Source organism: Nocardiopsis sp. NPDC006832, assembly GCF_040635885.1.
Lineage (GTDB): Bacteria > Actinomycetota > Actinomycetes > Streptosporangiales > Streptosporangiaceae > Nocardiopsis.
The window spans coordinates 1-26,770 of record NZ_JBEYLC010000073.1 but is presented as its reverse complement, the minus strand read 5'-3'; the positions used below and the strand labels follow the sequence as shown (position 1 = coordinate 26,770).

Sequence of the window (26,770 nt, the reverse complement as noted above, 5' to 3'; positions counted from 1 at the left end):
GCCGAGGGCGAGCGCCCCGACACCATGCTCATCGCCAGCGTCAACGTGGACAACGGCGCCGCCACCCTGGTCAACCTGCCCCGCGACCTCATGGTGGACCTGCCCGGCTGTGAGGCCGTGGAGGGCTACGAGGGCATGGGCGCCCACCAGGGCATGGTCAACTCCGCGATGACCTTCGGCGGGGTGGGCTGCCAGTGGAAGGCCGTGGAACAGGTGACCGGTGTGCACCTGGACCACTTCGTCATGATGGACTTCACCGGGTTCAAGGACATGGTGGACGCCCTGGGCGGGGTACAGATGTGCATCCCCGAGGCCGTCGACGACCCCAAGGCCCACCTACAACTGGACGCCGGACTCCAGACACTCGATGGCGAAGACTCCCTGGGCTTCGTGCGTTCCCGCTACGCCCAAGGGGACGGCAGCGACCTGTCGCGGATCGACCGGCAACAGGAGTTCATGGGCGCCATGCTCCGCGAGGTCCTCAGCAGCGATGTCATGACCAACCCGGTCACCATCACCAACTTCCTCGGCGCCGTCACCGACTCCATCAGTACCGACGACGACCTCACGGTCGACATCATGACCGACCTGGCCATCTCCATGCGCGAGGTCGACCTGAACCGGGTCCAGTTCGTCACCGTCCCCAACGGGGCGCATCCCGACGACGAGAACCGCATCATGATGAGCCAGCCCCAGGCCTCGGAGCTGTTCGAGGCGATCAACGCGGGTGTGGACCTGGCGGGCGAGGACGACGACACCTCCGACAACAAGGACGACGAGGAGGGGACGGAGTCGGTCGATCCCGCCGACGTCACGGTCCAGGTGGTCAACAACACCGGCATCGACGGGCTCGCCCTGGAGATCCAGGCCGTCCTGGTCCAGGAGGGTTACGTGGTCACCGGTACCGGTAACCCCGAACTGCGCGCCCCCGAGGCCACCACGGTCTACCACGGTCCGGGCGAGGAGGCGGCGGCCGAGTTGCTCGCCGGTTCCCTGGAGAACGCCGTGACCGAGGAGGCCGAGGGGCTGGAGCAGACCCTCGAAGTGGTGGCCGGGTCCGACTGGAACGGTTTCTCCGGGAGCTCCTCCGCCGAGACCGACCTGTCCATTACCGACGATCTCGGCGGAGTCACCGCCGAAGAGGCCGAGGAGAGCGCTTGCTGAGGTGAGCGGTCCGGCCACCGCGCCCGGTGGCCGGACCGACGGCCGGGGTCTGACACAGGGATACCGTTCCGGTAGCATCCGGGGGGTTACGTCCGAGTACACCACCGCGGTCCCTCCCGTGGCGGATCCCCTCCCGGACACTCCCACCTCTCTCGTGCCCCAGATCGGATCGCAGGTGCCCTCTTGGCCCCAAGAAACGTGTCCAAGGCCGCCGTCGCAGGCAAGATGACCCTTGGGAAATGGGCGGCGTGCGTCGCGACCGGTGTGCTCATCGCCGCGAGTCTGGTCGTCTACACCGGTTACCAGGGAATCTTCGGTATCGACACCGCGGACGTGGACCCCGACGGCTGGGGTGACCGTCCCGCCCAGGTCGAGGGACTGCACAACATCCTGCTGCTGGGCACCGACGAGCGCGCGGGGGACAACGCCGAGTACAACGAGCTCAACGGCATCCGCCCCGACGTCCTGGTCGTCGTCAGCATCGACGTGGACAAGGGCGGGGTGACGATGGTCAACCTCCCGCGTGACACGATGGTCGAGATCCCCCCGTGCGAGGCGACGGAGGGGGAGGGTGCGGGCTGGTCGGGCGGCGTCGACCAGCTCAACCACGCCATGACCTACGGCGGGATGGACTGCCAGGGCAACACGGTGGAGACCATCACCGGGATCCACCTCGACCACATGGTCCTGGTGGACTTCGCCGGGTTCGAGCACATCGTCGACTCCATCGGTGGCATCAAGATGTGCGTTCCCGAGCCCGTGGACGACCCCAAGGCGCACATCGAGCTGGACGCGGGGGAGCAGAGGCTCAACGGGGAACAGGCACTCGGCCTGGCCCGCTCCCGGGACAGCGCGGCCAACGGCAGCGACCTGGGGCGCATCGAGAACCAGCAGCGCATGATGGGTGCCATCCTGCGCGAGGTCACCTCCGGGGACATCCTGGCCAAACCCAACAACCTGATCTCCTTCCTGGACTCGGTCACCGACAGTCTCACCACCGACAGTGAGTTCACCGTCGACAAGATGACCGAGCTGGCCATCGCCATGCGCGAGGTCGACCTGGGCCGGATGAACATGGTCACCGCGCCCGTCGAGGACTACCCGGTCGACCCCAACAAGGTGCAGTTCCAGGAGACCGCCGCGCAGGACCTGTTCACCTCCGTGGCCGCAGGCGAGCTCGTCGAGGAGGAGGGCTCCGAGGAATCCGGGGACGACTCGGTCGCCGTGGAACCCTCCGACGTGTCCCTGCTGTTGCTCAACAACACCGGGGTCGACGGTCTGGGAAGTCAGGTCGAACCCCTGTTGGTCGAGGAGGGGTTCACGGTCACCGACACGACCAACCCCGAACTGCGGGTCCCGGAGGCCACCACCGTCTACCACGGGCCCGACAGGGCCGAACACGCCGAGGTCCTGGCCGAGGCCGTCCAAGGCGGCGCGGAGATCGTGGAGGAGCCTTCCCTGGGGGAGGACCTGGAGTTGGTCATGAGCGGCGGCTGGGAGGGCATCGCCGGTGCGGGCGGTGGTTCCGGCGGCGGTTCCAGCGTCGAGGACCTGGGGGGTACCAGCGCCGCGGAGGACAAGGTCAGCTGCGACTGATCCGGCACCTGCTTCTCTTCGCACGAAGGGCCCGTATCCGTCTTCGCCGGGTGCGGGCCCGCTTTCGTTTCCACGGTTTATCGTTTATCGTTAATATCGATGAACGATAAGGAGGCGATCGTGTCCCTCGAAGCATCGACCCGTCGATCCCGTCTGCGGTGGAGTCGTACCGACTCCGTGGCCATGCGGTTCGTCCTGGTCCTCGGCATGATCCTGGTGTGCGCGACCATGGCGCTCTCACTGCTGTGGATCACCACCGGCCTCTCCGTGGGCGGTTTCGGACAGACCGACCGGGTCACCGTGCACCAGCCGATCGACGCCCCGGGCACGGTTCCCGACGTCGAACTGTCGGTAGACGACGTCACTATCGCCGCCGAGTCCACGATGACGCTCGTCTTCGAGGACCCGAGTGTCACGGAGCGCCTCATGCTGGTGCTGCCCACCCTGCTCGTCCAAGCCGCGGCCCTGGTGGTGCTCTACCTGGTGCTGCGGGTGGTCCGCAGCCAGGAGAAGGGCGATCCCTTCGTCCCGGCCAACGTGCGACGCGTCCACACCATCGCGTTCACCGTCATCGTCGCGTCGATCCTGGTCCCCGTCGTGCGGGGCCTGGCCGGGCTCTTCCTCCAGGACGGGGTGGTGCCTACCGAGGGGATGGTGCTCGTGGCCTTCGAGATCACCCTGGGGTCGGCCCCGCTGGTCGGACTACTGACAGGTCTGACGCTGGCCGCGCTCGCCGAGGTGTTCCGTCGGGGCGCGCGTATGCGCGACGACGTCGACGGTCTCGTCTGATGCCACCGGAAGAGGCCACCGGCATCCGGATCCACCTGGACAAGCTCCTCGCCCGGCGCGGAATGACCCTCACCGAACTCTCCGAGCGGGTCGGCGTCACCGTGGTCAACCTGTCCGTGCTCAAGAACGGGCGGGCCAAGGCGATCCGCTTCTCCACCCTGGCCGCCCTGTGCCGGGAACTGGACTGTCAGCCCGGGGATCTCATCGGCCACGAACCGGACCCTTGAGTCCGCCCACGTGAACGGGGCCGCCGCACCGGTCGGTGCGGCGGCCCCGTGGAAGGCCCGTCGACGGGGTGGAGGCGGCCCCGATCAGCCCATCTTGCCGCGCATGCCCTTCGGCATCTTGGCGCCCTTGGGCATGGGGCCCTTGGGCATCTGCATCGCGGCCGGAAGCGCCTTGAGGCGGTAGTTCAGCTCGGCGGTGCCGGACTTGTCCAGGTTACGGGGCAGCTTCACCAAAGCCCGCTGCAGCTTGGAGACGGGCACCTGGTCCTCGCCGTTGCCGACCTTGAAGTCGTAGATGGGCGTGTCGTTGGCCACGCGCGACACCCGCTTCTTCTCACCGGCGATGAGGCCGCGCAGGCGACCCGGGTCGCCCTCGCCGACCAGGACCACGCCGGGGCGGCCCACCACGCGATGGACGACGTCCATCTGCTTGTTCGCGGCCACACCGGGCTCGACCACCCAGTTGCCGCGCATGTTCTCCAGGATCGCCATACCGGCGCCCAGCCGGCCGTCGAGCATCTTGTACTGCACCTTCTGGGCGGATCGGGTGAACATGATGAACCCGACCAAGAAGGCGATCGGCAGACCGGTCAGCGGCCAGATGATCCAGGAACCGGTCCAGATGCCGATACCGATGAAGACGGCGAAGATCACGAGCGCGACGGTGATCGCGAGCGGGATCGTGCGCGGGCTCTGCTGGTGGACGACCTTGGCGACCATGCCGATCTGCTTCAACCGGCCCGGCTGCTTCTCGCCACCCTTACCGGCGGACGTGGTGTCGGACTTCTTCGCCATGGTTCTTTCAGGCAGCGCACACCGAGTGACTCGGTGGGGAAGGGTCCCTCTGCTGCCTTGCCTCCTCTACGCGGTCGACCTTCGGTGCGGCGCCTTGTCGGCGCCACGAACAGGGCGCCTCGGAACCACCAGGATATGCGTCCGAGCACCCACATGCGGAACGGTGGCCCGCGGGCCACCGTTCCAGGTTGGTCACGACTGTGACGAAACGTTCGTTATGCGTTGTTCGTGGCCGCCGCGGCCTGGGCCTCACGCTTCTCGCGCGCCTGCTTGTACAGGGTGCCCGCGCGGTAGGACGAACGCACCAGCGGACCGGACATGACACCGGCGAAACCGATCTCCTCGGCCTCCTTGCCCAGCTCCACGAACTCCTGCGGCTTCACCCAACGGTCGATCGGGTGGTGCAGCTTGGAGGGACGCAGGTACTGGGTGATGGTGAGCAGGTCACAGCCGGCCTCGTGCAGGTCGCGCATGGCCTCGCTGATCTCCTCACGGGTCTCGCCCATGCCCAGGATCAGGTTCGACTTGGTGACCAGGCCGTCCTCGCGGGCCATGGTGATGACGTCCAAAGAGCGCTGGTAGCGGAAGCCCGGGCGGATGCGCTTGAAAATCCGCGGCACCGTCTCCACGTTGTGGGCCAGCACCTCCGGACGCGAACCGAACACCTCGGCCAGCTGGTCGGGGTCGGCGTTGAAGTCCGGGATGAGCAGCTCGACGCCGGTGTCGGGGTTGAGCTCGTGGATCTTGCGGACCGTCTCGGCGTACAGCCAGGCGCCGCCGTCCTCCAGGTCGTCACGGGCCACACCGGTGACGGTGGCGTAGCGCAGCTCCATCTTCTGGACTGAGGTGGCGACCTTGGTCGGTTCCATCTTGTCCAGGGCGGTGGGCTTGCCGGTGGCGATCTGGCAGAAGTCGCAGCGGCGGGTGCACTGGTCACCACCGATGAGGAACGTGGCCTCCCGGTCCTCCCAGCACTCGTAGATGTTGGGGCATCCCGCCTCCTGACAGACGGTGTGCAGGCCCTCGCCCTTGACCAGGGACTGGAGCTCGGTGTACTCGGGCCCCATGTGCGCCTTGATCTTGATCCACGGCGGCTTTCTCTCGATGGGGGTCTCGCTGTTGCGCGCCTCCACGCGCAGCAGCTTGCGGCCCTCAGGAGCGATGGTCAACGCGAACCCGTTCCCTTCTGTACCCCTGTGACGGGGACCCTCGCGCCCCTTGTGGGGGCGGCACGTCCCGGTGGGGACTGGCTCTTGGTGTGGACTGTCATGCTCGGGCGGTGGCGTCGGTGAGCAGTTCGGCGCCGTCGGTGTGGCTGAATCCCGCCGCGCCGAGCACGTCGGCCAGATGCCGTTCGAGGCGCGGTCGCACGTCGGCGACGGTGACGGCGCGCCCCAGTTCGTTGGTGAGCGAGGTGACCCCCGCGTCGGAGATCCCGCAGGGGACGATCCGGTCGAACCACGACATGTCATTCTCGCAGTTGAGGGCGAGTCCGTGCATCCCGACCCCGCGGGCGATCCGACAACCGATCGCGGAGACCTTGCGTTCGATGAGGCCGCGCTCGGGATCGGCGTCCAACCACACTCCGCTGCGATCCTTCACGCGCTTACCGGTGAGGCCGTACTCCGCGATGGTGCGGATGACGGATTCCTCCAGCATGCGGACGTAGGCGATCACATCGATGGGTTGATCCAGCTTGACGATGGGGTACACCGTGAGCTGTCCGGGGCCGTGCCAGGTGATCTTGCCGCCTCGATCGATGTCCACGACGGGTGCGCCGGGGTCGGTGATGGGACGATCCCACCTCCCGGTGCGTTTGCCCGCGGTGTAGACGGGTTCGTGTTCGAGGAACAGGACGGTGTCGGGCAGCTCGTCGGCGACGCGGCTCTGGTGGAGTCGCTTCTGCAGATCCCAACCCTGGTGGTACGGGACGGGAGTGTCGCCCAGCCATGCGTAAACGAGATCACTCACACCCCCACCTTACGCCCCGACGGAAGGGGAGGGTCGGGGCAGGATGTCGGAAAGCGCACTGTCGATGTCGGGCAGAAGGAAGGAATAGCCGGCCCTCTCCAGGCGTTCGGGTCGGGCCCTCAGATCGACGAGCGCGCTCTCCTCGGTGAAGCCGCCCAGGGCCAAGCGGACCGCGGGCGGGGAGAGGGGCACGACGGCGGGGCGCCCCAAGGCCCTGGCGAGCGCCCGGGTGAAGTCGGCGTTGCTCACCGGTTCGGGCGCGCACAGGTTCACCGGGCCGGTCACGTCCGGCCGCTCCAACAGGAACCGGATGGCGCCGATCTGGTCGATCAGCGAGATCCACGTCAGGTACTGGGTGCCCGACCCCAGCCGACCGCCGAGGCCCACGCGGTACAGCGGCAACAGGGAGCGGAGTATGCCGCCCTCCCGGGCCAGGACCACCCCGCTGCGCAGATGGGCCACCGACATTCCGGCCTCCCGCGCGGGAAGCGTGGCCTCCTCCCAGCCCCGACACAATTCGGCGAGGAAGCCCTCGCCGGCGGGACCGTCCTCGGTGGCCACGGCGTCGCCGGTCGCACCATAGAAGTGGGCGCCCGAGGCGCTCAGCAGGCGCGTGGGCGGGTGCCGCATCCCGGCCACGGCCCGACACAGGCCCAGGGTGCCCTCCACCCGGCTACGACGGATGAGACGGCGTCGACGTCGGGTCCACAACCCGGGGCCGAACGGTTCACCGGCCAAGTGGACGACGGCCTCGGTCCCGGCCAGGGCCACGGAGTCCACCCGCCCCAGTTGGGCGCGCCACTCGGCCTCCTCCAAACCGGGCGTCTCGCTCCGTCGCGGAGGACGCCGGACCAGGGCCACCACCGTGTGTCCGTCCGCCAGCAGGGAGGCGGTCAGCGCGCGACCGACCATCCCGGTCGCACCCGTGATCGCCACTCTCATGCCCAGGGGTTTACCCGCTGGTAGGAGACCACTCGAAGTTTTCTCGACCTTTTTCGGCGAAAGCCCTGCGCGGGGTCCCCGGGTCTTCTAGGTTGAGTCGTGGGACAGGGAACTCCGCGTCAGCGCGGAGATACCCTGGGCGATCCTCGGATCGTCCAGGCGGGCGAGAGCCCGCGCACAGACCTTTGATGATGGGGATCATCAGGGGATGGTGATTGGTGGGGTAGAAAGGCGGGGCGGTGCCGGAAACGGCGCCGCCCCGCTTCCATGTTCTCTCGGCGACCCCTGGGGGCGGGTGCCGACCGAGTCGGGAACGGGCGGCGGGAGACGCCGCGGTGCCGAAGGCGGGGATCGTCAGCCGGGGTAGGGGCGGTCGCGTCTGGCGTGGCGCAGGGACTCGCCCCACCAGGCCAACTGGTCGAGCATCTCGTCCACCGCGGCCTCCGCGCCGCGCAGCTCCTCGCCCCCGGTGCCGGCCACGAACAGACCTTGGGCGTTGTGCAGGCTCACCGAGGTGCGCACCGACGTCATGTGCAGTTCACTGAAGACCCCGCGCAGCTGCTCCACGGCGCGCAGGCCGCCCGACATCCCTCCGTAGGAGACGAAGGCGACCGGCTTGGCGAACCACTCCTTGCGGGCCGAGTCGATGGCGCTCTTGAGCGGACCGGGATAGCCGTGGTTGTACTCGGGGGTCACCACCACGAAGGCGTCGGCGGCGTCGATCGCGCGGGAGAACCCGGTGGCTTCGGGACCCTGGTCGTCGGCCCAGTGATCGCCCACGTCCAAGACGTCGACATCCACACCGGGGCGGGCCGCCACGAGGTCGAGGAACCAGGCCGCGATGACCGGCCCCGTGCGTCCCCGGCGACCGCCTCCGAGGAGGATGGCCACTCGAAGGTTCTCCTGGTGCATGTGGGTCCTTTTCCTGGGCGCGAAGGGACATACGCCCCCAGCGTACGAGCTCAAGTTAGCTTGAGGTCAAGGCCATGGAAGGTGACACCATGCTCACCATGAGGGCGCTCCCGGCACGGGAACGGCCCGGGGCCGGCACCGTACGCGGTGCCGGCCCCGGGCCGTTCCAGGCGCTGCGAGAAAGGGTCAGGCCAGACCCAGCTCGCTCTCGAAGGCGCCCTCCTCCAGGCGTTCCTTGACCGTCTGCAGGAAGTGGCCGGCGTCGGCGCTGTCGATCAGACGGTGGTCGTGGGCCATCGACAGGTAGACCATCGAACGGACCGCGATGACCTCGCCGCCCACGGCCTCGTCCTCGACGACGACGGGACGCTTGACGACGGTGCCGGTCTCCAGGATGGCGACCTGCGGCTGGTTGATGATCGGCGTGCCGAACAGTGCGCCGGTGTGGCCGGTCTCGGAGATCGAGAACGTGCCGCCGCCCAGCTCGTCCGGGCCGAGCTTGCCGGTGTGGGCGCGCTCGGTCAGGTCGGTCAGGCTACGGGCCAGGTCACCGAGGCCGAGCTCGCCGGCGTTCTTGACCACCGGGGCGAGCAGGCCCCGCTCGGTGTCCACCGAGACGGCGAGGTTCTCCACGTCGTGGTAGGTCACCGTCTGGTCGGCGGCGTTGATCACCGCGTTGACCTTCGGGTGGGCCTTGAGGGCCTCCACCGTGGCGGCGGCGAAGAACGGGAAGAAGTTCAGCTCGACGCCCTCGCGCTTGGCGAAGTCCGCGCCGACCTGCTCGCTCAGACGCGCCACCTTGCTGACGTCGACCTCGATGACCTGGGTCGTCGTGGCGGAGATGCGCAGCGACTCGACCATGCGGTCCGCGATCGACTTGCGCAGACGGCTCAGCTTCTCAGTGCGGCCGCGCAGCGAGGTGTCCGAGGAGGCCTTCTTGGCCGGGGTCGACGCGGCGGGCGCCGACGCGGCGGCCTTCTGCTCCTCCGCGGCCTTGAGCACGTCCTGCTTACGGACACGACCGCCCACACCGGTACCGGAGACACGGCTCAGGTCGACACGGTGCTCGGAGGCCAGCTTGCGCACCAGCGGCGTCACGTAGGCCTCGGTCACGGCGTCGGTGCCGGAGGCGCGACCCGTTCCGCTGAGCGTCTCGATGTCCACCGAGGGGCCGTCCGTGGAGTCCTGCTCCTGTGCGGCGGGAGCGGGCGTGGACGGGGCGGGGGCGCTCGCGGGCTTCGGCTCGGGCTCGGGCTCGGCCGGGGCGGCGGGAGCGGCCGGCTCCTCCGTGGCAGCGGCACCGGAACCACCGATGAGGGCGATCTGGGCGCCGATCTCGACGGTGTCGTCCTCCTCGACGAGGATCTTGGTGAGCACCCCGGAGACCGGGGACGGGATCTCGGTGTCCACCTTGTCGGTGGAGACCTCAAGGAGCGGCTCGTCCACCTCGACGGTGTCGCCCACGCTCTTGAGCCACTGGGTGACGGTCCCCTCGGTGACGCTCTCACCCAGGGCGGGCATGTTCACCGGGGTACCGGTGCCCTCGTCGCCACCGGACGCGGACGCGGGCGCGGGGGTGGGCTCGGGCTCGGGAGCGGACTCGGCGGCGGGCTCCTCGGCGGGCGGGGCGGGCTCCGGCTCGGCCGCCTGCGCGGGCTCTTCGGCGGCGGGCTCGGCCGGGGCGTCGGCGGACTCGCCCTCGCCACCGATGATCGCGATCTCCGCGCCGATCTCGACGGTGTCGTCCTCCTCGACGAGGATCTTGGTGAGCACCCCGGAGACCGGGGACGGGATCTCGGTGTCCACCTTGTCGGTGGAGACCTCAAGGAGCGGCTCGTCCACCTCGACGGTGTCGCCCACGTTCTTCAACCACTGGGTGACGGTCCCCTCGGTGACGCTCTCACCCAGGGCGGGCATGGAAACGGAAGTCGGCATGGGTTCCTCGTTGGATCTGGACGCGGTACCTGCCCAGGCCTTGATGGGCAGCGCGGATGTGGTCGGGGGCGGGCCTCCGGGGAGGCCCGCCCCCTGGCGAAACGATCAGTCGTGGACGTGCAGCGGCTTGCCGGCCAGTGCGAGGTGCGCCTCGCCCAGTGCCTCGGACTGGCTCGGGTGCGGGTGGATCAGCTGGGCCACCTCGGAGGGCAGGGCCTCCCAGTTGTAGATCAGCTGCCCCTCGGCGATCAGCTCGCCGACACGGCTGCCCACCATGTGGACTCCCAGCACGGGCCCGTCCTTCTCGGCGATGACCTTGACCGCGCCCTGGGTCTGCAGGATCTGGCTCTTGCCGTTGCCCGCCAGGTTGTAGTTCATCTCGACGACGTCGTGACCGCGCTCCTTGGCCACCTCGGTGGTCAGACCGACGGACGCGACCTCGGGCTCACAGTACGTGACACGGGGAACACCGTCGTAGTCGATCGCCGGCGGGTTCTGCCCGGCGATGTGCTCGGCGACGAAGATGCCCTCGGCGAAGCCCACGTGCGCGAGCTGCAGGGTCGGGATCAGGTCGCCGACCGCGTAGACATCGCCCACACCGGTGTGCAGGTTCTCGTCGACCTGGACGAAGCCGCGGTCCAGGGTGACGCCCTGCTCCTCGTAGCCCAGACCCTCGGAGACCGGGCCGCGACCGATGGCCACCAGCAGGACCTCGGCCTCCAGGGTCTTGCCACCCTCAAGGGTGACGACCACGCCGGAGTCGGTGGTCTTGACCGACTCGAACGGCTTGCCGAGCTCGGACTTGATCTTGCGCTTGCGGAAGGCCCGTTCCAAAAGCTTGGAGCTGGACTCCTCCTCGACGGGGACCAGGTGCTTGAGGGCCTCGACGATGGTGACGTCGGCGCCGTAGGAACGCCACACGCTGGCGAACTCCACACCGATCACGCCGCCGCCCAGGACGATGACGGACTCGGGGACGCGGTTCAGCTCCATGGCCTGGTCACTGGTCATGACCTTCTCGCCGTCGATCTCCAGCCCGAGGGTCTTGGGCTTGGAACCGGTCGCCAAGAGGACGTTCTTCCCCTTGTAGACCTTGCCGTCGACGGTGACCTCGTCCTTGCCGGTGAGCTTGCCCTCACCCTCGACGACGGTGATCTTGCGGGCCTTGATCAGGCCGCTCAGGCCCTTGTACAGGCCGTTGATCACCTTGTCCTTGTACTGGTGCACGGCCTCGATGTCGATGCCCTCGAAGGACGCCTTGACACCGAAGGTCTCGCTCTCCTTGGCGGAGTCGGCGACCTCGGCCGAGTGCAGCAGGGCCTTGGTGGGGATGCAGCCGCGGTGCAGGCAGGTGCCGCCGAGCTTGTCTTTCTCGATCAGGACGACGTTCATGTCCAGCTCGGCGGCGCGAAGCGCCGCCGCGTAGCCGCCGCTGCCGCCGCCAAGGACGACAAGGTCGAAGGTACCGCCGCTCTCACTCACGGGAACGAACTCCTAGTTCAGTGGCTGATGGTGGTGGGTCCCCACGGCCGTTCGGGGCCGAAGTGGTCCGCCGTCGAGGGACCGTGGGGTGCCGTTTCGGGACGGCGCTCGGGCTCGTTGTCGTCGAGCGCCGCCCCGACCGACTACTTGCTCGCGTAGTCCTCGGCGATGCGGACGAGGGTGCGGGTACCCGCACCCGTGCCGCCCTTGGGGGTGTATCCGTGCGGACCGCCCTGGTTGAAGGAGGGTCCGGCGACGTCGAGGTGGGCCCACTTGTTGCCCTCCTCGATGAACTCCTTGAGGAAGATGCCCGCGGAGAGCATCCCGCCCCAGCGCTCGCCCGCCACGTTGGCGATGTCGGCGACCGCGGAGTTGAGACCGGCGCGCAGCTCGGCCGGGAGCGGCATCGGCCAGGAGGCCTCGCCCTCGGCGGTCGCGGCCGCGACGACCTCGTCACGGACGGCGTCGTCGTTGGACATGACCGCGAAGACGCGGGTGCCCAGGGCGACGAGCTGCGCGCCCGTGAGGGTGGCGATGTCCACGACCAGGTCCGGCCCGTCCTCCTGGGCGCGGACCAGGGCGTCGGCCATGACCAGACGGCCCTCGGCGTCGGTGTTGAGGACCTCGACGGTCTTGCCGCCGTAGATGCTCAGCACGTCCGAGGGGCGCTGGGCGGTGCCACTGGGCATGTTCTCGGCCACGGCCAGGTAGCCGACGGCGTTGACCTTCAGGCCCAGGGTGGAGATGGCCCGCATGGCGGCCAGCACGGAGGCGGCGCCGCTCATGTCCGACTTCATCCAGTCCATCGAGCCCGCGGGCTTGAGGGACAGACCGCCGGAGTCGAACGTGATGCCCTTGCCGACGAAGGCGACCTTCTTGGTGGCCTCCGGGTGGCTGTAGGCCAGACGCACCAGGCGGGGCGCGTTCGACGAACCCTGACCGACGCCGGTGATGCCGCCGTAGCCGCCCTCGGACAGGGCCTGCTCGTCGAGGACCTCGATCTCCAGGTCCGCCTGCTGGGCGATCTCCTGCGCCGCGATGGCCAGGTCCTCGGGGACCAGGTCGGCCGGGGCGGTGTTGACGAGGTCACGGGTGTAGGAGACGGCTTCGGCCAGGACGGCGGCGCGCTCGACGGCGTCCTCGGCACCGGAGGCCTCACTGACCAGGGTCAGCGTGGCCTCGGCGTTCTTGGTCGCCTTCCTCTGCGCGGCCTCGGTGGTGCGGTAACGGTCGAAGGCGTAGGCGCCGAGTCGGGCACCCAGGGCCACGGCACCGACCTGATCGGTGGTGGTCGCGGGCAGGGCCAACACGACACGGCCCGCGCCCTCGGGACGCGAGCTCAGCGTACGCAGCGCGGCACCGGCCGCGCGGGAAAGCACGTCGGAGTCGACGGGACCGTCGGTGGGCGCCGGGCCGAGACCGACCGCGACGACGACCGGGGCCTTGACGGCTCCGAGGGAGGCAAGAGTGTGCACCTCCTCAGGGGCGCCGCTCGCTCCCAGGAGCGACAGGGTCGTGCCGAGGCCGCCGGAGAAGGCGGCGTCGACGGAATGAGCGCCCGACGCGGGCTCCGGAGCGTCGCCTCCGGAGTGATAACCGACGACAACCGCGTCGGCGTCGAGCGAACTGGGGGACTCCGTGTTTACTGACAACGTCGTGCTCACGTCCCTGATGCTAGTCCTCTCGTGGCCCCGGCGGCGACGCGGCGCCCCGCTTCGCCGCGGCCCTGACACGGCGTTCCGCGGCTTGGCGCGTCGCGAGCCGTCCCCCCGGTGGGTCGGATCCCTCCCGCGCGATGTGGGCGCCTTTGGTCACTTTCCGGGGGTGTCGCACGGGATCGGCGGCGCCGCGGTTGGTCGCCCCCGCGAAGTCTCGCCGAAACTCCGTGTGAATAAATGTGATCATGGCTACACCGGTTCCCTCGCGGGGGTTTCGATCAGGCGCAGGCGGCCGTCACCAGCAGCGCCGTCGTCACGGCGATCTCCACCAAGGCCCCCAGAACGTCCCCGGTGATCCCGCCCAACCGACGTACCGCGTGCCACAACATCCCGCCGGCCACGACGACCCCCAGCACGACGCCGGCCGCGCAGGCGAGCGCGAACCCGGGGGAGTGGACCAGTCCGAGGGCGCACAGCGCGAGCACACCCGCGGCGATCGACATCGCCGTCGGAACACCGACCGTGCCCGCGACGAACGCGCCCAACCCGTCCGGGCGGGCCGAGGGTACCCGGCGCAGGCACGCGAGCGTCGCCGCCAGCCGCCCCGCGGCCCCGGCCGTCGTCGCGCCCACCACCGCCGCCCAGAAGGAGACCTCCGTCAGCTCCGCCAGGGCCAGCGACTGCGCACCGACCGCCACCAACAGGGTCAGCACACCGAAGGGTCCGATGTCGGAGCGTCGCATCACCTCCAGGGCGTCCGCGGCGGGCCGACCACTGCCCAGCCCGTCGGCCAGGTCGGCCAGACCGTCCAAGTGCAGCCCACGGGTGAACAGGGCTCCGGCGCCCACCGCCAGGAGCGCGGCCAGCGGAGCGGACCACCCCAGCCACGTACCGAAGCCGGCCACGGCCCCGATCGCCGCGCCCAGCAGGGCGCCCAGGACGGGGGCCCACAGCATCGCCCGACCGGCCACCGCGCGATCCACCCGCTCCACGCGCACCGGCCACACGGTGAAGGTGCCCACCGCCATGCGCAGCCCCGCCACCGTGTCGCCGTCGCCGTCGCCCGTACGGCTCACCGAAGCTCCACCACGCGACCGGCCGTGGCCAGGACGACCTCCTCGGACTCGGCGCCGACCCATTGGTTGAGCAGTCCCAGCCGGTCCCGGAAGAGTCGCCCGGCGCGGGTCGCCGGAACCACCCCCGAACCGACCTCGTTGGTCACCGCCACCACGTACGCCCGGGTGGAGCGCCAGGCGGCCAACAATTCCTCGATGGCCGCGTCCACGTGGGCCTCGGCGTCCGGGGGAGGTTCCTCCTCCCACAGGCCGCTCCGGTCCATCACCGCCGTCAGCCAGGTCCCCAGGCAGTCGATCAACACCGCGCCCCGCCGTTCGCGCAGCAGGTCGGCCAGTTCGATGGTCTGCTCGGTCCGCCACCACCAGGGGCGACGACTGATGTGCAGGGCGATCCGTTCCGCCCATTCGGGGTCGCTCGCGGCGTCGGGGGCCGGGCCGGTGGCGGCGTACACGACCTTCGGTTCGGCCAGCAGCCGGAGTTCGGCCTCGGTCGACTTGCCCGATCGGGCGCCGCCGGTGACCAGGGTCCGGTGCGGGCCGCGCGGTCGGGACTCGGGCCACACCGAGGGCGGGCACGTCATCGTCGTGCCGTCGGTGGGCGCCAGCGCACCCCACAACCGGGCTCGACGGGCGAACTCGCGGGGCGAACGGATCCGGTGGTCGCCGCCGACCGCCACCACCGCGGTGGTCACCCCGATCACACCCGAGCGGCGCAGCTCACCGATCACCTCCGGGCGCTGCGCGGCGTCGACGATGACCATGTCCACCTGGTTCTCGGAGGCCGAGGTGTAGGCCGACGCGCCGTCCGGAAGTTCCTCGGCGGGCGGCCCGCCGGGTCGTGTCCCCGGGCCGGAACGGGCGTACAGCAGCCGGCCGCCGTCGGGCGCCTCCACCCGGATCCCCTCGGGGGTGGGCGTGACCGTGTAGTCGGGCGGCACCGGGCCGACGGTCCCCGACTCACGAATACGGAACCGGTCGTCGACGGTCACCCTCAGCGGAAGTCGACGGTCCGAACGAGCCTTGTTGCAGGATGCACAGGTGCATTGAGGTGCGGGCCAGCCCGCGGGGCCCGCTGTCCCCAGAAATCGGATACGCACCTGGGAAAGTAAACCGCATTTCGGGCCGGGCCTTGGTTAAGCTCGGCGCAGGATCGCGGTGACGACCACCGTGGCAGCGGCGACGAAGGGCGGTCGGACATGACGTGGACGTGGCGATACCACGGGGCTGACGGTGCACCGGTGGAGGCGGCGGACGTACCCGCGGAGACGTTCACCTCGCGTGGCGACGCCGAGAGTTGGCTGGGCGAGAACTGGTCCGAGTTGGCGGAGGAGGGTGTGGGCACCGTCGCCCTGCTGGAGGAGGACCGCGAGGTCTACACGATGCCCCTCACCGGCGACGAGGACTGACCCGACGCAACAGCGAGGGGCCCGATCGCGTCGGCGATCGGACCCCTTCGTGTTCGGCTCGCGCACCCTTGGCTAGCCGCGGATGTTCTCCGGGCTCTTGGTGAGCGCGGGGTCGCTCCGGACGCTGTCACCCAGGACCTCGTCGATGCGGGCCATGAGCGCGGCGTCGAGCTTCACACCGGCCGCCTTGACGTTGCTCTCCACCTGCTCGGGGCGGGAGGCGCCGATGATCGCGGCGGACACGTTCCGGTTCTGTAGGACCCAGGCCACGGCCAGCTGCGACAGGGACAGCCCGGCCTCGGCGGCCAACGGCTCCAGCTCCTGCACCCGTTCCAACATCTCCTGGTCGGCGACCTTGTCCGCGAGGAACTTCTCGCTCTTGGGGTCGGCCGCGCGGGAACCGGCGGGCAATTCCCGGCCGGGCTTGTACTTGCCGGTCAGGATGCCACCGGCGATCGGAGACCACACGATCTGGCCGACGCCCTCACGCTCGGACAGCGGCACGATCTCGGACTCGATGACCCGCCAGAGCATGTTGTACTGCGGCTGGTTGGAGACGATCCGGTCGAAGCCCATCTCGTCGGCGATCTTCAGCGCCCGCTCGATCTCCTCGGCGCGCCACTCGGAGACACCGATGTAGAGGGCCTTGCCCTGACGGACCAGGTCCTCGAAGGCCCGCATCGTCTCTTCGAGCGGGGTGGTGTAGTCGAACCGGTGCGCCTGGTACAGGTCCAGGTAGTCGGTTCCCAGCCGCCGCAGGGAGTCCTCGCAGCCACGGATGATGTGCTTGCGGGACAGGCCCCTGTCGTTCTTGCCCTCGCCCATGGGCCAGTAGAGCTTGGAGAAGATCTCCAGCCCGTCGCGACGCTCGCCCTTCAGAGCGCGTCCGAGTACCTCTTCGGCCTTGCCCTGCGCGTAGCCATCGGCGGTGTCGAAGGTGGTGATGCCCGCGTCGAGCGCGGCCCGGACACAGGAGGTCGCGGTGTCCTCCTCGACCTGGGAACCGTGGGTGATCCAGTTCCCGTACGCGATCTCGCTGATGATGAGACCGCTGTTGCCCAAATGCCGAAATTCCATGCCAGAACTCTAGTGGTGCGGCCCTGGGATGACCACAACCGGCCCCACGGCTCCGGGGAGCGCTCCCGGGAACCGTCGCGGTGAGGGGTCGGGCGAAGGAAGGAGGACCGGTGCGCGCACCGGTCCTCGGGTCTTCGGGATGACGGGGATGGGGTGGGCGCTCAGCGTGCGCTCTTCGGGGTGGGGTCCTCGCCGACCTTGAGCCGGGGCTTGGGCAGACGCAGCCGACGGAACTGCAGCTGGCGCATGGCGGCGTACATGCCGATGCCGCGAAGCAGGTCGTCGTCGGGGAAGTACTGAGTGGCGCGCTTCTTCACGGTGCGGCCCACGAAGATGCCCTCGGCGATGATGGTGACCATCATCAGCGGCCAGATCACGTACGCGACACCCACTTGGAATGCGGGATTGTTCACGAAGAGCAGCAGGATGATCAGGATCGAGAACGGCAGGAAGAACTCACTGGCGCTACGGCGTGCGTCGATGAAGTCACGCGCGTAGGCACGGGCCGGGCTCAGGTCCTGGGGCCGGTAGTGCCGGGTGTCCTCACCCTTCGGTGCGCCGGGAACGGAACGTGTGACGCCTTTGGAGCGTTGGCGATCCAGACGGTCCCGGTAGGCGCGGTAGGCCTCCTTCCGTGTCTCGGGGGCCTTCACCGGCCGGCGCGGGACCGGTTCGGATTCCCTGCGCTTGGGGGTGGGCACACCCTTCTTGGGGGTATATCCCTTAGGTTGGGTGGCCTCAGAGGCCTCAGGGCTGGCGGATTCGGCTGAGGCCGAATCCGTGGCTGCGGAAGCGGAGCGACGTCGGAACACACCCTCAGGGTAGCCGGTCATAGCTTTATGGCGACCGCGGGCCAGACCGCGTAGGGTTGGGCAAAGCGCCCGCTGGGAACTGCCGATGTACGCAGCGAGAAGGGGACGGCCACGCCGATGAGCGTGTTTCAGCGACTTTCGATGATCTTCAAGTCGAAGGCCAACAAGGCCTTGGACTCCGTCGAGGACCCAAGGGAAACCCTCGACTACTCGTACCAGAAACAACTCGAGCTCCTGCAGAAGGTGCGCCGAGGCGTCGCCGACGTCGCGACCTCCCGTAAGCGCGTCGAGCTCCAGATCCAGCAGCTCGAACAACAGTCCGACAAGCTGCAGAACCAGGGCAAGGCGGCGCTGGGCCAGGGACGCGAGGACCTCGCCCGCGAAGCCCTCACCCGACGCTCCGGTCTGACCGGTCAGATCGAGGGCCTGCGCGAGCAGCACGCCAACCTCCAGGGCGAGGAGCAAAAGCTCACGATGGCCGCCCAGCGCCTGCAGGCGAAGGTCGACGCCTTCCGCACGCGCAAGGAGACCATCAAGGCGACCTACACCGCCGCCCAGGCCCAGACGCAGATCAGTGAGGCGTTCTCGGGCATCTCCGAGGAGATGGGCGACGTGGGCATGGCCGTGCAGCGGGCGGAGGACAAGACCGCCGAGATGCAGGCCCGTGCCGGCGCGGTCGACGAGCTGCTGGCCTCCGGCGCCCTCGACGACGTCACGGGCACCGGTCCGCGTGACGACATCCAGAGCGAGCTGGACCGCATGGCCAGCACCAGCGGCGTCGACGCCGAGCTTGAGCGGATGAAGCTCGAACTGGGCGGCGGCAGCGGTGGTTCCGCTCCGCAGCAGATCGAGGGTGGTAACGGTAGCCGGGAGGGCCAGTGATCGTCCGCATCATGGGTGAGGGTCAGGTGGACCTCACCGACGCCGACCTCGACGTACTCAACTCCTTCGACGCCGCTCTGGAGACCGCGATCGAGTCGGGCGACGAGGAGAAGTTCCGCAAGGCCCTGAACGACCTCCTGACGAAGGTGCGGGAGGACAGCAGGCCCCTGCCGGCGGACTCCCTGGAGCCCTCGCAGTTCATCCTGCCGCACGCCGACGCGAGCATGGACGAGGTCCGCAAGATGCTGCAGGACGACGGGCTCATCCCCGGATAGCCCATCCCCGGACAACGGACGCGGACATGTGTCCTCATGGGATTCACCACCACCGTCCGGGTGGGTCCCGTGCCGACGACGCGGATCAGGATCGGTTCCCTTCCGGCCCGGCCCGCGCCCAGTGCCTTCGCGCGTGTTCTTCGACCACGGCCGCCGTGACCCGTCACGGCGGCCGTGGTGTTTCTCGGTGACACCGGGACGACGAACACGCGACAATTCCGCTTTAACCCTTTTCTCACCTGGCCGAACTACACTCCGGAACAAACATCGTGGAGGGGAAAGCCGTGGCTGGTTCGAAGTTCCGTCCGGACCGTGGGCTGACGGCCCGGATGGTCACGACCATGTTCCTCCTGATCCTGGTCTACGTGGCGTTCATCGTGGGGCTGGTACTGGCCGGACTCAACATCTGGCTGGTGTTGATCCTGGTCGGCGCGTTCGCGCTGTTCTCCTACTTCTCCGCCGACAAGATCGCCATGTTCTCCATGGGAGCCAAGGAGGTCACCCCCGAACAGGCCCCCGACCTGCACGCCCTGGTCGACCGGTTGTGCGCCATGGCCGACATGTCCAAGCCCAAGGTCGGTATCGCCGACACCGACGTGCCCAACGCCTTCGCCACCGGCCACAGCGAGAAGTCCGCGGTCATCTGCGTGACCACCGGGTTGACGCGCCGCCTCGACGGCCCCGAGCTGGAGGCGGTCATCGCCCACGAGCTCTCCCACATCGCGCACCGCGACGTCATGGTCATGACCATCGCCGGGTTCCTGGGCATCGTCGCCGGGTTCCTCACCCAGGCCGGACTGCGCTTCGCCATGTTCGCCGGGGCCAGCGGCGGCCGGAGCAACAACAACGGTCCCGCGCCCGCCGTCATCGCCCTGCTCGTGGTGCTGGTCAGCGCCATCGCCTGGGCCCTGAGCTTCCTGCTCACCCGCGCCCTGTCCCGCTACCGCGAACTGTCCGCCGACCGTGCCGCGGCCTACCTCACCGGCCGCCCCTCGATGCTGGGCAGCGCGCTGTCCAAGATCACCGGCGACATGGCGGCCATCCCCACCCGGGACCTGCGTCAGGTCGAGCCGTTCAACGCCTTCTTCTTCGCCCCGGCCTTCGCGAAGAAGGGATTCAGCATGAGTCAGCTGATCGCCACCCACCCGCCGGTCGAACAGCGACTGGCCCAGCTCTCCGACATCTCCCGCCAACTCGGCCGCGGAGCCTGAGACGGGGGCGGGTCCGGGGAACCGGGACCGGGACACAGAGAGGACCCTCATGAGCTTCTGGCGCGCACTGCTGGGACGGTCGAAGCCGGCCGAACCCGATCTCGACGCGCTCTTCGGTCTGCCCACCGCGGCGCTGACCCTGCGGGCCGGGGTGGGCCTGGCGCCCACCGGCAGCGGTTCGGTGGCCTTCCGGGCCGCGGAGGGCGCCGCCTTCGCCGACGTCGAACGCGACGTCACCGCACTGCTGGACGCCGACGAAGGTCCGCCGGTGGAGCAGACCACCGACGACTACGGCTACACGTGGCTGGTGGTGCGCGGCGCCTCGACCTCGGAGGAGGCGAGCGGTGACGCACTCGCCGACACCGACATCAGCGGCCTGGTCACCGACCTGCACGCGGTCAACTCCACCCTGGAGGTCAACGGGTACGGTCCCTCGCTGCTCTGCTCGTTGGTGGGCTTCACCGACGGTTCCGGCCGCTCGGTCGGCCTGGTGTACCTGTACAAGCGGGGCACCTTCTATCCCTTCGCGCCCGCGGGCGGCAAACGCCGGGACAACGCCTTGGAGCTTCAGGTGGAGGCGGCGATCGGCGACGACCTGCCGATGGAGAAGGACCGGTCCCGCTGGTTCCCCGTCTACGGCGCGCCGGGACTTTGACGCCCACCCGGAACGGCCCGGAGTGACCTTCGGAAGATGGCATTGGGGCGCGGCCCGGATTACCCTGGTGGATACGGGCAGGCCCGTACGTCGCCCAGGTCACACGTACACCGTGGGGCCTGGCGGTGACAGGGCGAACACAGCGGCCGAACGGTGGAATGCCTCATCGGTCCCCGGTGTTGGGACCCGTTGAAGAGGACAGGACCCTCGGGGCCTGCCTCGTGAGCGACCGGGGTCGCCAGGCGGCCGCAACCCCTTTTCAGAGGAGCTTTACGACATGACGGTTCAGACCGAGGACACCGCGCAGGGAGTCATCCTCACCGACGAGGCGGCCGGCAAGGTCCGGTCCCTGCTCGACCAGGAGGGCCGCGACGACCTGCGCCTTCGCGTGGGTGTGCAGCCCGGTGGTTGCTCGGGGCTGCGCTACCAGCTCTACTTCGACGAGCGCGACCTCGACGGTGACATCATCACGGACTTCAGCGGGGTCGCGGTCGTCACCGACCGCAAGAGCGCTGCCTACCTCACCGGGGCGACCATCGACTTCGTCGACACGATCGAGAAGCAGGGCTTCACCATCGACAACCCGATGGCCACCGGATCCTGCGCCTGCGGCGACTCGTTCAACTAAGCGCCGCCGCTTCGCTCGGGGGTGTTCGGTCACCCCCGTGGTTCGGAACCGGGTCGATGGGGAGGATGGACGCGCGTCCGCGTCCATCCTCCCTTTCCGTTTTTCGGGTCGGGAAGGCTATTCGGCCCGCGTAATGGGTACCCTTGGCAGGTCCGAACGGGCGCGTGCCCGTGGCGGCTCGGCCGGCTCGCCCCGAGCGCCGATCCCTCTTCCCACCAAGGAGCCCACCTCCCGTGCGTATCGCGGTTGCCGGATCCATCGCCACCGACCACTTGATGTCCTTCGAGGGTCGGTTCGCCGAGCAGATCATCCCCGAGCAGATCCAGCAGTTGTCCCTGTCCTTCCTGATCGACGAGCTGGACGTGCGCCGCGGTGGCGTCGCGGCCAACATCTGCTTCGGTCTGGGCGCCTTCGGCCTGAACCCCGTCCTGGTCGGCGCGGCCGGACAGGACTTCGAGGAGTACCGCTCCTGGTTGGACCGCCACGGAGTCGACACCTCCTCCGTGCTCATCTCCGAACTGCGCCACACCGCGCGCTTCGTGTGCACCACCGACCGTGACCAGAACCAGATCGCCTCGTTCTACGCCGGCGCCATGGCCGAGGCCCGCAACATCGAGATCCAGCCGATCTCCGACCGGCTCGGCGGACTCGACCTCGTCCTGATCGGCGCGGACGACCCGGCCGCGATGGTCCGCCACAGCGAGGAGTGCCGTACCCGCGGCATCCCCTTCGCCGCCGACCCCTCCCAGCAGCTCGCTCGGATGGAGGGTCCTGAGGTGCGCACCCTCATCAAGGGCGCCGACCTGCTGTTCTCCAACGAGTACGAGAAGGCCCTGGCCGAGCAGAAGACCGGCTGGTCCGACGAGGAGATCCTCAACGAGGTCGGTACCCGCGTCACGACCCTGGGCGCCAAGGGTGCTCGGATCGACCGCCGGGGCGAGGAGAGCATCCACGTCGGGGCGGCGGCCGTGAACGAACTGGTCGACCCCACCGGCATGGGTGACTCCTTCCGTGCCGGGTTCCTGGCCGCGCATTCCCGGGGCCTGTCCCTGGAACGCGCCGCCCAGGTCGGCAACGCCACCGCCGTGCACTGCCTTGAGGCCGACGGTCCGCAGGAGTACACCCTCACCCCCGAGAGCCTGCTGGAGCGGATCGAGCGCTCCTACGGCACGGACGCCGCCACCGAGGTCAAGCCGCACCTGTAGTTCCGGGGCTTCGTTGGCGCTTCGGCCCGGAATCCGGGAGCCGGGCACCGCCCACGACCACGAGAACCACGGTTCTGGTCGGGGTGGTGCCCCGGACCCCGTAAAGTGGATGGTCGCGACCCGCACAGGTGCACCTGTGCCGCCCCGGTGCGCTGAAACGCGTACCGGTTCATTCGCCCAAGCCGTTCGCGCGGGGTCGCGCGCGGCGGTGGGGAACCCGCCTTCCGTTCGCCTCGCATTCGCGGGCACGGGGCTCGGGCGCCTCCGGCGCCTCCCAGTTCTAGGCCAGCCTTACCTGGGATTCCCTGATTCATCCTGAAAGGACTATGCATGCGCTACACCGGACCGAAGGTGCGGTTGTCCCGGCGCGCCGGCACTCCGCTGACCCGTAAGGCGGTCAGCTACTTCGAGAAGCGTCCGTACCCGCCCGGTGAGCACGGCCGTCGTGTTCGTCGCAACAGCTCTGACTACTCCGTTCGTATGGCGGAGAAGCAGAAGGTGCGCTGGTACTACGACCTGACCGAGAAGCAGCTGCTCCGCGTCTACGAGAACGCCAAGAAGCGCGCCGCCCGTACCGGTGAGGAGATGCTCACCGAGCTCGAACTGCGTCTGGCCACGGTCGTCCTGCGCTCGGGTCTGGCCGCGTCGATCTACGCCGCGCGTCAGTTCGTCAACCACGGTCACATCACCGTGGACGGCAAGAAGGTCGACATCCCGTCGTACCAGGTCAAGCCGGGCCAGATCATCAGCGTTCGGGAGAAGTCCCGCTCCATGGTCCCGTTCGTCGAGGCCGCCGAGGGCGTCCACGCCGACGACAAGATCGCCGGTTACCTGGCCGTGAGCCACAAGGACCTGCGCGTCGCGGTCATCGACCGCCCCAAGCGTGAGCAGATCCCGGTTCCCTTCGACGAGCAGCTCGTCGTCGAGTTCTACGCTCGCTAGGCACCTCCCGCACCGATGGGATCGGCCCCTGACGGGGCGGGCCCCGTCCGCGGGACAGGCCGCGCGGACCCCGGTCCGCGCGGCCTTCGTGTTGTGCCCGCCCGTCGCCTCACCTTCGGGGGAGGGGCGGGCGGGTGCTCCGCGCCGTGCCGAGAACACCGGCCGGCGCCAATCGTTATCGCAACGGGACCGAAGGTCTCATTCCGGTGCGGAGGGCGTCTTCGGGCGGTCAGTACATCCGTCGGATGTGAAAAGCGCTACCCCGCGCCAAGGGCCGCTCCGCGACGAACTCGTGCATCTTCATCCGGCACCAGGACGGTATGTCCGCGCTCGCGGCGGGATCGTCCGCGGTGACCGCGATGACCGCACCGATGGGCACTTCGTGCAATCGGGCGGCCAACATGATGATCGGAACAGGGCACTTGCGGCCCACCGCCTCCACGGTGACCAGGGGTCGCTGTTCGGTCGGTCGCTCGGGCACGTCCACTCCTCGTCGGTCGTCGTCCTGTGTCCTTATCTTGACCTGGGCCGCTCGAAAAGGCGCACCCGGTTAAGGGTGTCGTAAACCCAGCGATACGCTCGCCTTAGTCTCGTGCCGAGAACGCGCGCACCCCCGCCCACGGCGGTGATGTGCGGGAACCCGGCCGAGGGTCCGGGGATACGCCGGGCCGCGCCTCGTAGCCAGCCGGGAGGAAGTCCCTCGCGGGCGACCTGGCCCGGCTCCGCGAGACGGACGAGCGTTCCGGGAGGCACGCCTGGCACAACACGCTGACCAGGTGAGCCCATGAGCGGCACCTCGACCGGTTCGCGATAATGTTTCCCCCTGAAAAGCTTTGGATACTTAGGCCGCCCGTGGAGGATCCGCGGGCTTCACCGCTGGGAAGGCAATCCGTGAGTCCGACCCGCCAAAAAAATCGGCGCTCGACACTGCGCCGATGGGCACCACGCGGCGCCGCGCTCGCCGTGTTGGGGCTGGCCGCGACCGGCTGCGCGTCGAACGAGCTCACTCGTTTGGGCATGCCGGAACCGATCACCGAGCAGGCCGAGCGTGTTCTCGCGCTCTGGCAGGGCTCGTGGGTCACCGCTTTCGCGGTCGGCATTCTCGTATGGGGACTGTTCATCTGGACGATCCTCTTCCACCGCAAGCGCTCTGAGCAGTTGCCGCCGCAGGTGCGGTACAACATGCCCATCGAAGCGCTGTACACCGTGTTGCCGATCGTCGTCATCTCGGTGCTCTTCTTCTTCACCGCCCGAGACCAGGCGTACCTGATGGAGACCGAAGAGCCCGCGGACGTGCATGTTGAGGTCGTGGCCTTCCAATGGGCCTGGCAGTTCAACTACATGGACGACACCAAGGAGAACGGTGGGGAGGTGCTCCACTCCGAGGTGGGTATCCCCAACCCGGACGGCACCGCCGACCGCTCCACTCAGCCCACCCTCGTCCTGCCCGAGAACTCGGTCGTCCACTTCGACCTCCACTCTCCCGACGTCATCCACTCCTTCTGGATCCCGGCGTTCGGTTTCAAGATGGACGTCATCCCCGGACGCGACAACGCGTTCCAGGTCGACATGACCGAGGGCACCGAGGGCACGTACGTCGGTCGTTGCGCCGAGCTGTGCGGTGTCGACCACACCCGCATGCTCTTCAACGTCGAGGTCCTGCCGCAGGACGAGTACGAGGCCTGGGACGCCGAACAGGAACAACTGGCCTCCGAGGAGGCCGACGCCGAGGGTCTGGTGGAGGATTCCACCGACTCGGCCGAGGGTTCCGGGGCCGAGGGCACCGGGGCCGAGGGCTCCGGCGCCGAGGCGACCGAGGAGAATGACGAGTGATGAGTACGACGGCAACCGAGGCGACCAAGCCTCGCACCGATGGTCAGGCACCGTCGCGCAAGGGGTCGCTCCTCGTCAACTGGATGACGTCGACCGACCACAAGATCATCGGGTACATGTACCTGATCACCTCCTTCGCCTTCTTCCTCTTCGGCGGGGTGCTGGCGGTCCTGATGCGTCTGGAGCTGTTCTCGCCGGGCATGCAGTTCATGTCCAACGAGCAGTTCAACCAGCTGTTCACCATGCATGGCACGATCATGCTGCTGATGTTCGCGACCCCGCTGTTCGTCGGGTTCGCGAACGTCATGATGCCGATTCAGATCGGTTCGCCCGACGTGGCGTTCCCGAGGATGAACCTGTTCGGCTACTACCTGTTCCTCTTCGGTAGCCTCATCGCGATCAGCGGGTTCCTGACCCCGGGTGGCGCGGCCAGCTTCGGTTGGTTCGCCTACACCCCGCTGTCGGACGCGGTGCGCTCTCCCGGACTGGGCGGCGACCTGTGGATCCTGGGCCTGGCCGTGTCCGGTCTGGCCACCATCCTCGGTGCGGTCAACTTCATCACCACCGCCCTGTGCATGCGCGCACCCGGTATGACGATGTTCCGCATGTCGATCTTCACCTGGAACGTGGTCCTGACCAGCGTCCTGGTGCTCATCGCCTTCCCGGTCCTGACCGGAGCCCTGATCGCGCTGGGCGCCGACCGCATGGTCGGTACCCACGTGTTCGACCCGGCGCACGGCGGCGCCATCCTGTGGCAGCACCTGTTCTGGTTCTTCGGTCACCCCGAGGTGTACATCATCGCGTTGCCGTTCTTCGGTATCGCGACCGAGATCCTGCCGGTGTTCAGCCGCAAGCCGATCTTCGGTTACAAGAGCCTGGTGGCGGCCACCATCGCCATCGCCGGCCTCTCCGTGACCGTGTGGGCGCACCACATGTTCCCGACCGGCGCGGTGTTGTTGCCGTTCTTCTCGTTCATGACGTTCCTCATCGCGGTACCGACCGGTGTGAAGTTCTTCAACTGGATCGGCACGATGTGGCGGGGGCAGCTCTCCTTCGAGACGCCGATGCTGTTCACGATCGGCTTCCTGGCGACCTTCCTCTTCGGTGGTATCACCGGCGTCATCCTGGCCTCGCCGCCGCTGGACTTCCACGTCACCGACTCTTACTTCGTGGTGGCGCACTTCCACTACGTGGTGTTCGGCACCGTGGTGTTCGCGATGTTCGCGGGCTTCTACTTCTGGTGGCCCAAGTTCACCGGCAAGATGCTCAACGAGAAGCTCGGCAAGTTCCACTTCTG

Annotated in this window: 27 protein-coding genes; 14 read left to right on the top strand and 13 right to left on the bottom strand. The window is 68.6% G+C overall.

Translation table 11 applies throughout. The features are described 5' to 3' along the window. From ABZ717_RS24960 to ABZ717_RS24945, 4 genes are all read left to right on the top strand, one after another. Positions 1 to 1,164 (top strand): LCP family protein (locus ABZ717_RS24960; protein WP_358514580.1); only part of this gene is annotated, 1,164 nt, incomplete at its 5' end. Between the two features lie 225 nt (positions 1,165 to 1,389). Then, on the top strand, positions 1,390 to 2,760 hold the full coding sequence (locus tag ABZ717_RS24955; protein ID WP_358514586.1) for an LCP family protein: 1,371 nt from the start codon (positions 1,390 to 1,392) through the stop codon (positions 2,758 to 2,760). Between the two features lie 99 nt (positions 2,761 to 2,859). Continuing rightward, positions 2,860 to 3,549 (top strand): DUF2975 domain-containing protein, encoded by a 690-nt coding sequence (locus tag ABZ717_RS24950; RefSeq protein WP_358514578.1) that lies wholly within the window; start codon positions 2,860 to 2,862, stop codon positions 3,547 to 3,549. After that, positions 3,549 to 3,776 carry a helix-turn-helix transcriptional regulator gene (locus ABZ717_RS24945; protein WP_358514576.1) on the top strand — a complete coding sequence of 76 codons (228 nt, stop codon included), beginning with the start codon at positions 3,549 to 3,551 and terminating at the stop codon, positions 3,774 to 3,776. The genes ABZ717_RS24950 and ABZ717_RS24945 overlap by 1 nt, the downstream gene beginning before the upstream one ends. Positions 3,777 to 3,860: 84 nt before the next feature. Here the strand turns inward: ABZ717_RS24945 and ABZ717_RS24940 are convergent, their stop codons facing one another. The 10 genes from ABZ717_RS24940 to ABZ717_RS24895 form a co-directional block, all read right to left on the bottom strand. Continuing rightward, a complete protein-coding gene (locus tag ABZ717_RS24940) occupies positions 3,861 to 4,571 on the bottom strand; it encodes a DUF4191 domain-containing protein (RefSeq protein WP_358514574.1) in 711 nt (236 codons plus the stop codon). Positions 4,572 to 4,786: 215 nt separating this feature from the next. Then, positions 4,787 to 5,740 carry a lipoyl synthase gene (lipA, locus tag ABZ717_RS24935; RefSeq protein ID WP_067606887.1) on the bottom strand — a complete coding sequence of 318 codons (954 nt, stop codon included), beginning with the start codon at positions 5,738 to 5,740 and terminating at the stop codon, positions 4,787 to 4,789. 97 nt (positions 5,741 to 5,837) lie between these two features. Next, complete coding sequence (lipB, locus tag ABZ717_RS24930) at positions 5,838 to 6,542, bottom strand: lipoyl(octanoyl) transferase LipB (protein WP_358514572.1); 705 nt, start codon at positions 6,540 to 6,542, stop codon at positions 5,838 to 5,840. A 9-nt stretch (positions 6,543 to 6,551) separates the two neighbouring features. Then, on the bottom strand, positions 6,552 to 7,484 hold the full coding sequence (locus tag ABZ717_RS24925; RefSeq protein ID WP_358514569.1) for a TIGR01777 family oxidoreductase: 933 nt from the start codon (positions 7,482 to 7,484) through the stop codon (positions 6,552 to 6,554). 354 nt (positions 7,485 to 7,838) lie between these two features. Then, the gene (locus tag ABZ717_RS24920; RefSeq protein ID WP_358514567.1) at positions 7,839 to 8,396 is read right to left on the bottom strand and encodes an NAD(P)H-dependent oxidoreductase; all 558 of its coding nucleotides are present in this window, start codon (positions 8,394 to 8,396) and stop codon (positions 7,839 to 7,841) included. 186 nt (positions 8,397 to 8,582) lie between these two features. After that, positions 8,583 to 10,331 carry a 2-oxoglutarate dehydrogenase, E2 component, dihydrolipoamide succinyltransferase gene (gene sucB / locus ABZ717_RS24915; RefSeq protein WP_358514565.1) on the bottom strand — a complete coding sequence of 583 codons (1,749 nt, stop codon included), beginning with the start codon at positions 10,329 to 10,331 and terminating at the stop codon, positions 8,583 to 8,585. A 105-nt stretch (positions 10,332 to 10,436) separates the two neighbouring features. Beyond that, positions 10,437 to 11,813, bottom strand: a complete 1,377-nt coding sequence (gene lpdA, locus ABZ717_RS24910) for a dihydrolipoyl dehydrogenase (RefSeq protein WP_358514563.1) — start codon at positions 11,811 to 11,813, stop codon at positions 10,437 to 10,439. Between the two features lie 143 nt (positions 11,814 to 11,956). Beyond that, positions 11,957 to 13,477, bottom strand: coding sequence for a leucyl aminopeptidase (locus tag ABZ717_RS24905; protein ID WP_358514561.1), 1,521 nt, complete (start codon positions 13,475 to 13,477; stop codon positions 11,957 to 11,959). Between the two features lie 272 nt (positions 13,478 to 13,749). Next, positions 13,750 to 14,499: an adenosylcobinamide-GDP ribazoletransferase gene (locus ABZ717_RS24900; protein WP_358514584.1), complete on the bottom strand. Its 750-nt coding sequence runs from the start codon at positions 14,497 to 14,499 to the stop codon at positions 13,750 to 13,752. Positions 14,500 to 14,543: 44 nt separating this feature from the next. Further along, complete coding sequence (locus ABZ717_RS24895; RefSeq protein WP_358514559.1) at positions 14,544 to 15,536, bottom strand: bifunctional adenosylcobinamide kinase/adenosylcobinamide-phosphate guanylyltransferase; 993 nt, start codon at positions 15,534 to 15,536, stop codon at positions 14,544 to 14,546. A gap of 207 nt (positions 15,537 to 15,743) precedes the next feature. Here ABZ717_RS24895 and ABZ717_RS24890 point away from each other — a divergent pair, with 207 nt between their 5' ends. Then, positions 15,744 to 15,953 (top strand): hypothetical protein, encoded by a 210-nt coding sequence (locus ABZ717_RS24890; protein ID WP_358514557.1) that lies wholly within the window; start codon positions 15,744 to 15,746, stop codon positions 15,951 to 15,953. A gap of 72 nt (positions 15,954 to 16,025) precedes the next feature. Here ABZ717_RS24890 and ABZ717_RS24885 read toward each other — a convergent pair whose 3' ends face one another. Both ABZ717_RS24885 and ABZ717_RS24880 read right to left on the bottom strand, forming a co-directional pair. Beyond that, positions 16,026 to 17,030 (bottom strand): aldo/keto reductase family protein, encoded by a 1,005-nt coding sequence (locus tag ABZ717_RS24885; protein ID WP_358514555.1) that lies wholly within the window; start codon positions 17,028 to 17,030, stop codon positions 16,026 to 16,028. A gap of 161 nt (positions 17,031 to 17,191) precedes the next feature. After that, the gene (locus tag ABZ717_RS24880) at positions 17,192 to 17,863 is read right to left on the bottom strand and encodes a DUF3043 domain-containing protein (protein WP_358514553.1); all 672 of its coding nucleotides are present in this window, start codon (positions 17,861 to 17,863) and stop codon (positions 17,192 to 17,194) included. A 96-nt stretch (positions 17,864 to 17,959) separates the two neighbouring features. On the opposite strand from ABZ717_RS24880, the gene ABZ717_RS24875 reads away from it, so the two are divergent. The 7 genes from ABZ717_RS24875 (at position 17,960) to rpsD (ending at position 23,640) form a co-directional block, all read left to right on the top strand. After that, a complete protein-coding gene (locus ABZ717_RS24875; RefSeq protein WP_358514551.1) occupies positions 17,960 to 18,724 on the top strand; it encodes a PspA/IM30 family protein in 765 nt (254 codons plus the stop codon). Beyond that, positions 18,721 to 18,999: a hypothetical protein gene (locus tag ABZ717_RS24870; protein WP_358514549.1), complete on the top strand. Its 279-nt coding sequence runs from the start codon at positions 18,721 to 18,723 to the stop codon at positions 18,997 to 18,999. Before ABZ717_RS24875 ends, ABZ717_RS24870 begins: the two co-directional genes overlap by 4 nt. A gap of 284 nt (positions 19,000 to 19,283) precedes the next feature. Then, positions 19,284 to 20,210 carry a zinc metalloprotease HtpX gene (gene htpX, locus ABZ717_RS24865; RefSeq protein WP_358514547.1) on the top strand — a complete coding sequence of 309 codons (927 nt, stop codon included), beginning with the start codon at positions 19,284 to 19,286 and terminating at the stop codon, positions 20,208 to 20,210. Positions 20,211 to 20,259: 49 nt separating this feature from the next. Beyond that, the gene (locus ABZ717_RS24860) at positions 20,260 to 20,865 is read left to right on the top strand and encodes a hypothetical protein (protein WP_358514545.1); all 606 of its coding nucleotides are present in this window, start codon (positions 20,260 to 20,262) and stop codon (positions 20,863 to 20,865) included. 277 nt (positions 20,866 to 21,142) lie between these two features. Then, on the top strand, positions 21,143 to 21,493 hold the full coding sequence (locus ABZ717_RS24855; RefSeq protein WP_358514543.1) for an iron-sulfur cluster assembly accessory protein: 351 nt from the start codon (positions 21,143 to 21,145) through the stop codon (positions 21,491 to 21,493). A 233-nt stretch (positions 21,494 to 21,726) separates the two neighbouring features. Next, entirely contained in the window at positions 21,727 to 22,698 is a 972-nt protein-coding gene (locus ABZ717_RS24850; RefSeq protein WP_358514541.1) for a carbohydrate kinase family protein, read from the top strand. Positions 22,699 to 23,028: 330 nt separating this feature from the next. Continuing rightward, the gene (gene rpsD / locus ABZ717_RS24845) at positions 23,029 to 23,640 is read left to right on the top strand and encodes a 30S ribosomal protein S4 (protein WP_067606537.1); all 612 of its coding nucleotides are present in this window, start codon (positions 23,029 to 23,031) and stop codon (positions 23,638 to 23,640) included. A gap of 229 nt (positions 23,641 to 23,869) precedes the next feature. Here rpsD and ABZ717_RS24840 read toward each other — a convergent pair whose 3' ends face one another. Further along, positions 23,870 to 24,121, bottom strand: coding sequence for a sulfurtransferase TusA family protein (locus ABZ717_RS24840; protein ID WP_190318523.1), 252 nt, complete (start codon positions 24,119 to 24,121; stop codon positions 23,870 to 23,872). Positions 24,122 to 24,657: 536 nt separating this feature from the next. Here ABZ717_RS24840 and coxB point away from each other — a divergent pair. Both coxB and ABZ717_RS24830 read left to right on the top strand, forming a co-directional pair. Further along, the gene (gene coxB, locus ABZ717_RS24835) at positions 24,658 to 25,473 is read left to right on the top strand and encodes a cytochrome c oxidase subunit II (protein WP_358514582.1); all 816 of its coding nucleotides are present in this window, start codon (positions 24,658 to 24,660) and stop codon (positions 25,471 to 25,473) included. Then, positions 25,473 to 26,770 (top strand): cbb3-type cytochrome c oxidase subunit I (locus ABZ717_RS24830; RefSeq protein ID WP_358514538.1); only part of this gene is annotated, 1,298 nt, incomplete at its 3' end. The genes coxB and ABZ717_RS24830, both read left to right, overlap by 1 nt.